17 protein-coding genes are annotated in these 12,313 nt (G+C 36.5%); all 17 read left to right on the plus strand.

From position 1 onward, the window contains the following. The 17 genes from ACIQ7L_RS18600 to ACIQ7L_RS18680 all read left to right on the plus strand — a co-directional run bounded on the left by ACIQ7L_RS18600 (position 1) and on the right by ACIQ7L_RS18680 (position 12,298). The gene (locus ACIQ7L_RS18600) at positions 1 to 1,365 is read left to right on the plus strand and encodes a phage major capsid protein (RefSeq protein WP_400570930.1); all 1,365 of its coding nucleotides are present in this window, start codon (positions 1 to 3) and stop codon (positions 1,363 to 1,365) included. A 2-nt stretch (positions 1,366 to 1,367) separates the two neighbouring features. Beyond that, positions 1,368 to 1,631, plus strand: coding sequence for a head-tail connector protein (locus tag ACIQ7L_RS18605; RefSeq protein WP_400570931.1), 264 nt, complete (start codon positions 1,368 to 1,370; stop codon positions 1,629 to 1,631). Next, positions 1,609 to 1,947 carry a phage head closure protein gene (locus ACIQ7L_RS18610; protein ID WP_400570932.1) on the plus strand — a complete coding sequence of 113 codons (339 nt, stop codon included), beginning with the start codon at positions 1,609 to 1,611 and terminating at the stop codon, positions 1,945 to 1,947. Before ACIQ7L_RS18605 ends, ACIQ7L_RS18610 begins: the two co-directional genes overlap by 23 nt. After that, positions 1,947 to 2,366: an HK97 gp10 family phage protein gene (locus ACIQ7L_RS18615; protein ID WP_400570933.1), complete on the plus strand. Its 420-nt coding sequence runs from the start codon at positions 1,947 to 1,949 to the stop codon at positions 2,364 to 2,366. Before ACIQ7L_RS18610 ends, ACIQ7L_RS18615 begins: the two co-directional genes overlap by 1 nt. Continuing rightward, complete coding sequence (locus tag ACIQ7L_RS18620) at positions 2,363 to 2,806, plus strand: phage tail terminator family protein (protein ID WP_400570934.1); 444 nt, start codon at positions 2,363 to 2,365, stop codon at positions 2,804 to 2,806. Before ACIQ7L_RS18615 ends, ACIQ7L_RS18620 begins: the two co-directional genes overlap by 4 nt. Positions 2,807 to 2,811: 5 nt before the next feature. Beyond that, positions 2,812 to 3,870: a phage tail sheath C-terminal domain-containing protein gene (locus ACIQ7L_RS18625; RefSeq protein WP_400571056.1), complete on the plus strand. Its 1,059-nt coding sequence runs from the start codon at positions 2,812 to 2,814 to the stop codon at positions 3,868 to 3,870. 13 nt (positions 3,871 to 3,883) lie between these two features. Continuing rightward, positions 3,884 to 4,318 carry a phage tail tube protein gene (locus ACIQ7L_RS18630; RefSeq protein ID WP_400570935.1) on the plus strand — a complete coding sequence of 145 codons (435 nt, stop codon included), beginning with the start codon at positions 3,884 to 3,886 and terminating at the stop codon, positions 4,316 to 4,318. Between the two features lie 12 nt (positions 4,319 to 4,330). Beyond that, positions 4,331 to 4,723 carry a phage tail assembly chaperone gene (locus ACIQ7L_RS18635; RefSeq protein ID WP_400570936.1) on the plus strand — a complete coding sequence of 131 codons (393 nt, stop codon included), beginning with the start codon at positions 4,331 to 4,333 and terminating at the stop codon, positions 4,721 to 4,723. A 192-nt stretch (positions 4,724 to 4,915) separates the two neighbouring features. Further along, positions 4,916 to 6,982 carry a hypothetical protein gene (locus ACIQ7L_RS18640; RefSeq protein WP_400570937.1) on the plus strand — a complete coding sequence of 689 codons (2,067 nt, stop codon included), beginning with the start codon at positions 4,916 to 4,918 and terminating at the stop codon, positions 6,980 to 6,982. Between the two features lie 12 nt (positions 6,983 to 6,994). Beyond that, complete coding sequence (locus ACIQ7L_RS18645) at positions 6,995 to 7,408, plus strand: hypothetical protein (protein WP_400570938.1); 414 nt, start codon at positions 6,995 to 6,997, stop codon at positions 7,406 to 7,408. Next, positions 7,408 to 8,343, plus strand: a complete 936-nt coding sequence (locus ACIQ7L_RS18650; RefSeq protein ID WP_400570939.1) for an XkdQ/YqbQ family protein — start codon at positions 7,408 to 7,410, stop codon at positions 8,341 to 8,343. Before ACIQ7L_RS18645 ends, ACIQ7L_RS18650 begins: the two co-directional genes overlap by 1 nt. Beyond that, a complete protein-coding gene (locus ACIQ7L_RS18655; RefSeq protein ID WP_400570940.1) occupies positions 8,343 to 8,681 on the plus strand; it encodes a DUF2577 family protein in 339 nt (112 codons plus the stop codon). The genes ACIQ7L_RS18650 and ACIQ7L_RS18655 overlap by 1 nt, the downstream gene beginning before the upstream one ends. Beyond that, complete coding sequence (locus ACIQ7L_RS18660) at positions 8,665 to 9,108, plus strand: DUF2634 domain-containing protein (protein WP_400570941.1); 444 nt, start codon at positions 8,665 to 8,667, stop codon at positions 9,106 to 9,108. The genes ACIQ7L_RS18655 and ACIQ7L_RS18660 overlap by 17 nt, the downstream gene beginning before the upstream one ends. Further along, positions 9,109 to 10,149: a baseplate J/gp47 family protein gene (locus ACIQ7L_RS18665; protein ID WP_400570942.1), complete on the plus strand. Its 1,041-nt coding sequence runs from the start codon at positions 9,109 to 9,111 to the stop codon at positions 10,147 to 10,149. Next, entirely contained in the window at positions 10,146 to 10,493 is a 348-nt protein-coding gene (locus tag ACIQ7L_RS18670) for a phage tail fiber protein (protein WP_400570944.1), read from the plus strand. Before ACIQ7L_RS18665 ends, ACIQ7L_RS18670 begins: the two co-directional genes overlap by 4 nt. A gap of 9 nt (positions 10,494 to 10,502) precedes the next feature. After that, positions 10,503 to 11,315 carry a putative phage tail protein gene (locus ACIQ7L_RS18675; protein ID WP_400570945.1) on the plus strand — a complete coding sequence of 271 codons (813 nt, stop codon included), beginning with the start codon at positions 10,503 to 10,505 and terminating at the stop codon, positions 11,313 to 11,315. Next, the gene (locus ACIQ7L_RS18680; protein ID WP_400570946.1) at positions 11,312 to 12,298 is read left to right on the plus strand and encodes a hypothetical protein; all 987 of its coding nucleotides are present in this window, start codon (positions 11,312 to 11,314) and stop codon (positions 12,296 to 12,298) included. Before ACIQ7L_RS18675 ends, ACIQ7L_RS18680 begins: the two co-directional genes overlap by 4 nt. Positions 12,299 to 12,313: the final 15 nt, after the last annotated feature.

Consider the following 12,313-nt stretch of genomic DNA (forward strand, 5'->3'; position numbering starts at 1 on the left):
ATGAACAAACAACTTTTACTAGCTTTACAAAAACGAAATAAAGAGAAATTAATGGAATTACGTGCACAGATTGAAAATCCAGAATTACGTGCTGAAGATTTAACAGCTATTCAGGAAAAAATCGATGAAATTAATAAAGAACTACAAGATGTTGCTGATGAGTTAGCCAATCTTGAAGATGATGGTGAAGGCGACGAAGGAGACGGAGCAGGAACTGGTGCAGGTGATGAAGGTGGTTCCGGTGATGAAGGAAATGGAGAAGATGAGGGGCGTTCTGGTGACGAAGGTGATGGCGAGAATCGAACTGGTGTAACTCCGCAACAACGAAATGCAGCAATGATAGCTATTAGAGCTGGTCTTTCTACTCGAGGAAAGAAAACAAATCCAACAAAAGAAAAAGAGATTCGTTCCGCGTTTGCTAACTTTGTAGTTGGTAAAATTACAGAAGCTGAAGCACGTTCACTTGGTATTGAAGCTGGCAATGGATCAGTAACAATTCCTGAAGTTATTGCTTCTGAAATCATCACTTATGCGCAAGAAGAAAATTTACTACGTAAATATGGGACCGTTGTAAAAACCGCTGGTGACGTAAAATATCCTGTCTTAGTTAAAAAGGCAGATGCGAATGTACGTAAAAAAGAACGTGGTAACGGCGATGAAATCCCAGAAACAGCAATTGAATTTGATGAAATTCTATTAAGTCCAGCTGAATTTGATGCACTTGCTACTGTAACGAAAAAGTTACTTAAAATGACTGGTGCTCCAATTGAGCAAATCGTTGTGGATGAACTTAAAAAAGCTTATGTGCGTAAAGAAACGAATTATATGTTTAATGGTGATGATAAGGACAATGAAAACCCTGGTGCATTAGCTAAGAAATCAGTGAAATACTATGAATCAGAAACAATTGATATTAATGCAGCTGGTTATTCTCAAAAGCTATACCAACAATTAGTTAAGTTAAAGGGACAACCGGTTACTGAAGTTCTAAAAAAATCTATGTGGATTGTAAACCGTGCAGCATTAACTGTATTAGAAGGAATGACTGATACAACTGGTCGTCCTTTATTACATGAAGCGAAAGATGGTGTGGGTTATACATTATTGGGCCATAAATTAGACTTTACTGATGAAGCAAGTGCAACTGATCCAACGAAACCAGTATTTTATTTTGGTGATTTCAAGGCATTCCACATTCAAGATGTTATCGGAGCAATGGAATTACAAAAATTAATTGAGAAATTTAGTGGTACAAATAAAGTTGGTTTCCAAATCTACAACCTATTAGATGGTCAATTAGTTTATTCTCCATTCGAGCCAGCTGTTTACCGTTATGAAGTTGGTGCAACTAATCCAGGTGCTTAATAATGGATGATTTAATTAGTAAGTTTAAAGAACATATAAGATGGGATGAGGGTATGGACGATTCTATGCTCTCATTTTATTTGAAACAAGGAAAAAATTATGTTCAAAAGGCAACTGGCAAGCAAACTGAATACCTGGTTATTATGTGTGCGGGTATCTTTTATGAATATCGTGTAGCAGAAAAAGAACTAGAACAGGCTCTAGATGCATTGACACCGTTCTTTGTACAGGAGGTATATTCAGATGCCGAAGAGACAAACGAATAAATTAAAGAATAAAGTTGCAATCTATGGGAATATCAAAACAGTAAACGAATTGAATGAAACGACTTACAAATTCGATAAAATCAAGTCGATTTGGGCAAATGTTATTCCACAGACTGGGAATCTTCAGAAACAAGTTGCTGAAACGATTCTAACAAATGTAACTCATAAAGTTATTGTTCGTTATGAAGCCGGTAAAGACATTACCAAAGATATGCAGATTCATTTCCGCAATAGTAAGTTTGAAATAAAATACATTCTTAACCCTTATTTTGCAAATGAGAAGTTAGAAATATTTTGCACGGAAGTGATGGAATAATGGAGATTCATGGATTAACAGAATTTCAAAGAGACTTGTTAGTGACGGCTAACGTTAAAATCCCAAAAGAAAGAAAAAAAATCTTGCGTAAAATTGGGAGTAAAGCGAGAACCCAAGTAGCAAGAACAGCAAGAACGAGTGTAAAACGAAAGACAGGTAATTACCACAAGAAGTGGAAACGCGGTAAAGTCTTTAAAGGTCACACTGGCGGTTTAGTCGTTCGTGTTATTAATTCCAGTCCACACGCTCACTTGATTGAAAATGGCCATCGACAAGTTACGAAAGATGGTCGAGAGGTTGGGTTTGTACCTGGAAAAAAAGTGCTCGATAGAGGAATGTTAGAATTTGAGGCGAGCGGAAAAGTGGAGGCAATGATTTCAGAATGGTTGGATGATTTACTGGGGGATAGTGGATTATGATTACTTACAAGGATATTAAAAAGGCAATTAATAGCTTATTAACAAAAAAGTTTGCTATCGATATAAACAGTAATGATGTCAAAGAAGGCTTTGCTAGGCCTTCTTTTTTCGTGCAATTAGAGAACAGTGAGCGTTCTGGTGATGCGAGCCAGGTGTACAAATCATTAACTGTTCAAATCTATTACTTCCCTTCTAATCGTTATGATTACTCAATCGAAGTAATGGAAGTACAAGAACAATTAGAGAATCTATTTGATTTGAAATTAAAAGTTCTTGACCGATTTTTTAACATCGATAACACAAGTGCAACCACAACTGACGGTGTTTTAAGCTTCTCATTCGATATCGCATTTTACGAAGGTCGAGAATTTGAATACAACACCAATGGTGTGGATTATCCAGTGGAACCGATGGAAGAATTAGATTTTGAGAAGGAGTGATTTTTATGGGTTTACCAGAAATTAAAATTGTATTTAGCGGTAAAGCAAAAACAGCAATGCAAAGAAGCAAATTGGGTATTGTTGTATTGATTTTGCAAGATGATACAAGTGATGTTGCTACAACTGTTTATAAAAGTCCTAATGAATTGAAAACAACAGATTGGAGCACCGACAACCTGGATTATATTGAAAAGGCGTTTGAAGGGAATCCTAGCAAAGTGATCTGTGAGCGTATTGCTACATCAGTAACGAATTATAATGAAGTGTTATTGCGCTTGAGGTATAAAAAATTTAACTATTTGGCTGTACCACAAATTAAAGAAGCTGATACATCCGCCATTTCAACATGGATTAAAACGCAACGTGAAAAGGAAAAGAAAACCTTCAAAGCTGTGCTACCAAATATCAAAGCGGATCATGAAGGGATTATTAATTTCACAACTAGTGGAATTAAAGTTGGTGAAAAAGAGTACACAACAGCAGAATATACAGCTCGTATTGCTGGTATTTTAGCTGGATTACCGTTTACTCGTTCAGCTACTTATTATGTGTTTCCTGAAGTGGATTCTATTGTTGAGATTGAAGACCCAGATGAAGCGGTAGACAATGGGGAACTAATTTTTATCAATGACGGCGAGAATATAAAAATTGGCCGTGGTGTGAACAGTCTAAGGACTACTACTGACTCGAAAAACGACGACTTTAAGAGCATCAGAGTCATGGAAACTATGGACATGGTCCGTGACGATATTTACAACACTTTCAATGAGCAATATGTAGGGAAAGTAAACAATGTGTACGATAACCAGGTATTATTCATTACCGCCCTTAATGCATATTTTACTGGCTTAAATAATGAATATATTTTAGATGATAAATCAGATAACAAAGCCTGGATTAACGTATCTCTTCAGCGGAAAGCTTGGGAGGGTGCTGGAGTAGATACGTCCGATTGGGACGATCAAAAGGTGAAGGAAACAGCATTTAAACGAAATGTGTTTTTATCTGGCACTATTAAAATAGTCGATACAATGGAAGACTTAGATTTCCAAATTTCTATGTAAGGAGGTTTAATAGATGAGTAAATTAAAAGGAAATAAGCAAATAAATGGTACCTTCGGCTCGGTTTGGGTAAATGGTGAAAAATGGTTAGATGTTGAGAGTTTTGAAGCAAAGGTAACTATCGATTATGAAGATGTAAATATGGCCGAAGACTTAGCTACCCATAAGAAAATGATTGGATGGACAGGTGAAGGTTCCATGACTATTAAAAAGGTATACAGTCGTGGTTCTACATTATTAGCAAAATCTGTGAAAGAAGGAGTTGTACCGGATGTTAACATTGTTGGAAAACTTGCTGATCCAGATGCATTTGGTGCTGAGCGTGTAGCCATAAATGAAGTAACCTTTAATGAATTCATGTTGCTTCAATTTGAGCAAAAAACACTTGCCACAGAAGAATTATCGTTTAACTTTGCGGACTATGATCCAATCGATTTAATTTCAGCATAAGGAGAGATAAAAATGAAAAAGATTACGAAGTTAACAGTAACGGATTTAATGAAGAATAAAGAGCAATATCAAGTGAAAGAGAATGTAACTGAAGAAGTGTTTATTGATAGGTTAGGTGCAAGTATAACGATTAGAAAACCTGAGAAGTCTTTATGTATTGAAGCTATGCAAATGGCACAAGATCCAAACCTGATTAGTAAATCGGATGCATTTGTTGCATACAGCGTTATTGTAGAACCAAATTTAAAAGATAAAGAATTACAAAAAGAATTTGGATGTGTAGAGCCGACTGATATTATTGATAAAATCTTTGAGCCTGGAGAAATTACAGGTATCGCTAAGCTTGCATTAGAATTAGCTGGATACACTAAAGCGTTAAAAAAGGTTAAGGATTTAAAAAACTAATTAAAAGTGATGAAGATTTTAATTTTCTTCATCACTATATACAAAAAGGATTCAAAGTTGATTATTTATTAAATTTAAGAGTAGACGAAAAACTTATTATGGCAGCTAGTATGGAGCTGCATTTGGAAGAAGAAAAAGCTAAGTTCTCTATGAAATAGCTTTTTCTTTTTTTGTTGAAAAGAGGTGAAATAGATGGCAGGTAGAGTTATTTCCGCAGTACTAGAATTGAGAGATCACTTTTCAGACCAAATGCGAAGGGCTGCCGAAAACTCTGATGATTTTAGAAATAGATTACAGCGGGTGGAAGATCAGACTAACCGTTTAGGAGTGTCAGCAGCAAAGCTTGCAGCTGTAGGTGCAGGTGTAGCGACTATAAGTGCAGCTGCAGGACCAGCGGTGGCTGGAATTGGTGCGTTAGGTGCTTCTTTTGCAGCAGCCGGTATTGGTGCCGCTGCCTTCGGAGCCGTATCTGTATCTGTGTTAGGCGATGTGTTTAGCAAAGCTGAAGAAGTAGGGAAAATTGAAGAGAAAATCGCGAATGCTGACACGGCCAAAGAGAAACTGGCGGCTCAAAAAGAGTTAGCTGCAGTATACGAAGATATGGGAAATAAGCAAAAAGAAGCTATTAAAAACTTACAAGAATTTAAAAGTTTTTGGGGAGAATTCACAAAACAGTTTGAAGAACCTGTATTTGCACTGTTCGGCCAGGGGTTAAAGCTCACTCAAGGAATACTAAAAGAAATGGCTCCCACGATATCAAGTGTTGCGGATGTTTTTGTTGAATTGATGGGTGAAATGACAAATGCTATAGAAGCTGGTGGTTTAAAACCATTTTTTGAATGGTTAGAGACAAATGCAGCTGAGGCACTTTATAGTTTCGCACATATTTTCGGAAATACTTTTGCAGGGATATTCTCATTACTTCAAGCATTTGCTCCTTTGGGTGCCAGTATGGAAGAAGGGCTTTTAAGTTTAACCGAAAAATTTAAGAATTGGGCTTCAAGTGTAGGAGAAACCCAAGGGTTCAAAGATTTTATCGATTATGCTAAAACAAATGGTCCAGTCATAATGGACATTTTAGGGAATGTTTTTGATGTAATTGTGGACGTAGGTGTAGCGCTGGCTCCATTAGGGGCAAAGTTATTAGAAGTGTTTCAAAATATCACCAACTTTCTTGCAGATTCAGAAGGAGTAAAAGAATTCTTTCAGACGATTTCCGATATTGGTACATCTATCATTGATAACTGGGGTCCGATATCTGATATTCTTATCAGTTTAGCGGCTGGGGTAGCGGCTTTTAAACTAGCGATGGCTGGGATGGAAATCATAGGAGTAGTTAATACACTGATGATGGCTTGGCGTGAAGGTACATTGATGCAAACAGCGTCACAATTGTTATTGAATAGTGCTATGTTAGCAAACCCTATTACCTGGATCGTTGGAGCAATAGCGGCGTTGATTGCGATAGGTGTACTTCTTTATTTAAACTGGGATACTGTGAAAGCAAAAGCAGGGGAATTATGGTCCTGGTTAGTTGAAAAGTGGGAAGGTATAAAATCAGCGACGTCCGAAGCTTGGAACGCAACAAAAGAATATATATCTTCAGCTATTCAGGGGGCATGGGATAGTGTAGTTAGTACAGCTGAATCCATATGGAACAGTATTGTTGAAAAGTGGAATTCTGTGAAAGAATCGACGTCTGAAACTTGGGATAGTGTAAAAACAGCGATCAGTGACGCGATGAGCAGTGCAGGGGATGCAATAAGCGATTTTTTTAGCCCGCTTTTAAATTTTATTGACAGTGCGAAAGGTGCTTGGGATTCATTTGTTGGTAAAATAACGAGCTTTAAAATGCCATCTTTTAGTTTCCCATCCTTACCATCTTGGTTAGGTGGAGGCGGTGGAGCCGATGGCTCTCATGCTACTGGATTGGCAAATGTACCATTTGATGGTTATAAAGCTATCTTGCATAAAGGAGAAGCTGTATTAACAGCTAGTCAGTCGAGTGCATTACGTGATGCTGGAATGTTAAAAGAAAATGGTAATGGTACTCCTACACTTAACTTTAATTCTTCAGATGAAAATGCACAAGGCAGAAGTGCTATCACTACTAATACAGATTCAAGTAATGCAAATAGTACTAACAATACAACTAACAAAAATAACGTTACAGTAAATGTTTATCCTCAAGGAACAACAGCGAGGGAAATAATAGATGAAATTGCAATGGAACTAAAATTAGTATTAGCAAATATGTAGGGTGGTGTAATAGTGGATATTATATTCTTTGCTAATAATAGAGAGGAAATGTTACAACTTCCTATTGTTCCAGAAAATCAACAATGGGATGCACCACAAAAAAATGAAACGTTTGATACCATTCAAAAAGGAGAGATTAATTTAATTGGTCTAAAAGGATTGACCACTTTAAATATCTCTTCTTTTTTTCCTATGAAAGATTATTCATTTGCTAAAAGTAATGCAAAAGGAGATGAAAGCATTGCCTTTTTTAAGAAATGGAAAGAAAGGCGTGAACCTATCAGAATCATCATCATTAGTAAAACAAACCTGGAAATGTTAAATATCCTGGTTTCCATCGAGAACTTTACGTGTGGAATAGACCGAGCAGGAGACATTCCATATAAACTTGATCTAAAAGAGTATATCCAAGTGAGGGTGACATAATGGCGCACCAGTTATATGTAAACTCAAAGAATATCACGCAACTTGTCGGTGGTCTTGGATGGGAAGATAGTATTGATACTCTTGGTGTTAAGCTTGATTTCACTTTAGCTTATTCCGATGTGAAAGGTTTTCCAAGAAACGTTGTTTCTATTGGTGATATCGTTACATTAAGAAATGGAAACAAGGAGATTTTCAGAGGTATTGTTGTATCTGAAAGTGCTTCTGGTAGATCACCGAGGTCTTATACTTGCTTTGATTTTGCTTTTTACTTGAATAAGAGTAAAACTATTGTTCAGTTTAACGGGCATACCGCAGATGATGCGATTCGAAAAGTATTGATAGAGTTCAATGTACCGCACAATGTTACGGATATTTCTACTCAAATAAATACTATCTATAAGGACAAAGTTGTAAGTGATATTATCAAGGATGTTTTAGAGCAAGCTACCAATGAATTAGGTGTGAAGTACAGAATGGAAATGCGCGGTTGGGCCCTGTTTATTGAAAAACAGACTGACTTGGTTGTATCAGCTATGGTGGATCTGATTAGTAACCCATCTCGCAAGCGTTCGATTGAAGAAATGAAGAATAGTATTATAATCATTTCAGATAAAGACCAGGATACAAGTATTGTTGCAACAGCGAAGGATAGTAACAGTATTAGAAAATATGGTTTGCTGCAAGAGATACGAAATGTAAATGAAGAGGAAATGGCTCAAGCACAAAACATAGCTCACAATGTATTAAATGATTTAAACCGAATCAAAGAAGATAATAGCATTGAGCTATTAGGGAACGATGACGTTAGATCAGGAAGAATATTAAAGGTAAATGAGCCAATCACAGGGATGAGTGGTAAATATTTAATTACCAGCTGTAAGCATACTGTAAATAATGGTATTCACAAAATGTCATTGTCATTAGGAGTGGCATAATGAACGGAATTGTAGAATTAGCTAAGTTATTTAAAGACAGAGAAAACGAACCATATGAAGGTTATGTAATAGGGGAAGTCATGGCTGACTTTCCAGATGTGAAAATTAAAATTGACGATAACATTCATTTGGATGTATCACATTTAGTATTCGCAGCACATCTTTTAAGTGGTTATACACGTGAATACGAGCTAGTTGGTACTAATATGACCAATGGGACTATAAAGTTGACTGATACCATTAAAAAAGGTGATAGAGTCATTTTAGTTCCGTCGCAAAATGGCCAATCGTACATTGTCATAGATAAGGCGGTGACATTGAATGTTTCCACAGGTTGATGAATCAAATATACCAAATGAAGAAAAGGAATTTAAAAAGGCTCGTCATACTGGCAAGTCTTTTCTTTATGACTTCAAAAAGGGTGACTTTGTTACGCACAATGGCAAACTTGTAGAAGTTACAGGTATTGAAGCGTTGAAAGTTTGGATTGAAAAAATCATTCGTACAGAAAAATTTAGATTCAGGATATATGAAGCAACCAGTGATGATCAGTATGGTGTCACGATTGAAGATTTATTCAGTTCACCACTACCTCGTGCATTTGTAGAATCTGAAATAAAACGTGAAGTTACAGCATCGATACTCACACACAGTGAAATACAGAGCCTTGAAAATTGGCGATTTGAATATAAAGGCGGCCATACTTCTATTTATTTCACTGTGGAATTAATCGATGGCGCATTTAACTTTGAGGTGGTGATCTAATTGGAGAAGGAACAGGACATCCACAATCGGATGCTAGGAAAAATAGGTGAGGAACATGATAAAAGCAGCGGTTCATTTATATATGATGCAACAAAACCAGCTGCAATTGAGTTTGAAACAAAATCAAAAGAAATCCAAGCTGTCCAGGATAAGTTAGATGTAGAAAATTTGGATGATAAAGAGCTGGAGCGCTTTGTTTATCAAAGGACCGGTATTGAAAGAAAACCAGCAACAAAAGCAACAGAGGAAGTCATCGTATCTGGTTCACAAGGTTCATCTATCAAAAAGGGTGACTTAGTTGGAACAGATACAATTAACTTTGTATCGCTAGAGGATAAGGTCATTAATGAGACTGGTTTCATGCATGTGTTAGTTGAATGTGAACAGTTTGGTGTAATTGGTAATGTGCCTGCCAATAGTATTACTAAGTTCCCAGTAACCCTTCCGGGTCTAATCAATGTCTATAATCCGAAACCATTTGTAAATGGATATGATGCTGAATCAGACACTGATCTACGGCAGCGATATTATGACAAACTTCAAAAGCCAGGAAAGGCAGGGAATAAATATCACTATCTTGAATGGGCAAAAGAAGTTACGGGTGTTGGAGATGCAAGAGTGGTACCGCGCTTTAATGGTCCATTAACAATGAAAGTAGTTATTATTAATGCGAATAAACAGCCGGCATCGAGCGAATTAGTGCAAGAGGTACGTGAACATATCGAAAACGAAATGCCGTTTGGTGTGGAAGAACTAAGTGTAATATCGGCAGCTGCTGTTCCTATCAATCTATCGGTAACTTTAACATTGGCTGATGGATATACGGAAGAAATGGTTAAAACTCATATCAAGAAGAATGGTATGGAATATCTTCAGCAAATAGCTTTTAAAACAAGCTTTGTTAGCTATGCAAAAATGGGTGCACTCATTATTGCAAGTGAAGGCGTTTTGGATTACCAAGATCTATTAGTAAATGGTGGTGCAGCTAATATTGCAATAGGTAATGAAGAGGTAGCAATCATGGGAGGTGTGAATGAATGAATCATATGAGCGTGTATCTGAAGAATAAGGTACTCACGGATAATTTAAGAACAAATCCAGTATACGTAGCCTTATTCAATGCCGATGTGGAAGTTTCACAAGCAAGCTATGTAAGGCAAACAATAACATTTGTTGAACCTGTGGATGGTCAAACATCAAACAATGCAGATGTGCTTTTTCCAATAGCTACTGAGAGTTGGGGAAGTATCACTCACATTGGTATTTTTGATAGTTTGACAGATGGGAACTTATTATTTAGGTCTCCAGCAGAATTTGTAAAGAACATCGATGTTTCAAGCCAATATAAAATCCCGAAAAACTATTTAATTGTTCGGTTGAAGTAGGTGGTGTAAATGCACGCTATACAAGAACAACAGTGGGGACAAGTAAAGGTTCGCACTTGGAAAGAATTAAACGCTCATCAGTGGGAATGCTTCAGAATGGCATTAATGGAGTCCGAAACGGACTTAACCGTGCAAGGTGTAAATGTGGTTCAATCGGGCGCTGTGAATGAATTGTCAGCAGAAATGCAAGCGCAAGGGGTTCGAATCGAGCATTCACCTGCCATCATGCAAACCATTACTGAAATGATTACAAGTATAGTAGTTTCGAAGAGAGACTATAAAACGGACCTGCTCAAGTATCTACCACTGTATGAAAGAAAATCAGAGGTTTTTAAAGGCATTATGACCTCGTATGACAGGGAGCTTAGGAACTTAGAGCAGAGTCTGGAAGTAGTGGATAGAAACATATTCTTGGATACTGCAATTGAAACATTGCCTATTTTTGAACGTGATTTGGGAATAAAGCCGCTTAAAATATTGCGCTATGATCAGCGACGTGAACAGATTTCTTCAAGATATCGGGCTAGTTTTGACCAAACCACCGAAGAAACGATTAAATCAGTTGCCAGCGCTTATTCAAATGGCGAGGTAGAGGTAAATAAAACAGATACCCCAGGTATCTATGAAATTAAATTTGTAGGTACCATAGGAATCCCAAACAATTTAGATGGCTTAAAGCAAGCTTTGGATATAGTCATGCCAGCTCATCTTGGATTGACATATACATTCGTATTTAATCCTTGGGATATGTGGAGAAGAAGTACATGGGGTGAAGTGAAGAGTAAGACTTGGAACAACTTAAGAGATGGGGTGAATCAATGAAGAATACAATGAATTACAATTTAAAGAAGCCTGAATTTGAAGATTATGTAGATGTTACCGATCTTAATGACAATATGGATATTGTGGATGAGGAACTCCATAAATTGAAGGCAAATCAAGGTAACTTATCTTTGCTAAAAACAACAGACAAATCGAATTTTGTAAACTCATTAAATGAGCTTTTTACAAATGCCGATAACGGTAAGAAAGCAATAGCAACCGTTGTCGGCTCTCCGGCAACGAGTAATGATACTTTCGACCAGTTAAAAACGCATATTCAAAATGCTAAAAATAAAGGTGCTGCTAACTTAACATTAAAGGGTACTCCGGCAAGTGGAACAGAGTCACTTGATTCACTCATGAGTAAGATTGCTAACATATCAACGAAAATGGTTTTGCCGTTATCAACTTTAGAGTCAATATCGAATATTTTTGCTACCTCATTACAAACGGGAGAAGTAACAAATAACGAATATTACTTTACATCCAGGGTAAGTAATTTTGATACAACGACTACTCATTATCCAACGACGATTAAACTTTATAAGTACGATAAAAACGGGAATTTGATAATGAACAGAACAGAATCAAGTTTAACAAATTTAAATAACGTGGTTCTAACCAGTTATGGATATGTATTATCTTATGGTGAATTAGGTTATCAAAAATTAGTTATAAAAGATATCAATGGTAACATAATTTCAACGATCAATAACAAATTCCAAAACGAAGGAACCATGTTTATCCATAAAGATAGATTAATATGGTGCAGGGGTAACTTTGTGGACGAGTATGATTTTAATTTTAATAGGTTAAAAACACACAGTATTAATTCGTATTTTACAAGCTTCTTATATACGAACGGAAAAATTTACGAATATACAAATAAACGTTTTAGAGTTTTTGATATCGATAGTGGAGTAATGGAGAAAGATTATAAAATTAATATTTTCGAGCCGTTTATTTGGGCATCAGTCATTTAAAAAGGAGATGATGTT

The organism is Bacillus sp. NPDC094106, from assembly GCF_044764345.1.
In the GTDB taxonomy this organism is placed as follows: Bacteria; Bacillota; Bacilli; order Bacillales; family Bacillaceae_G; genus Bacillus_A.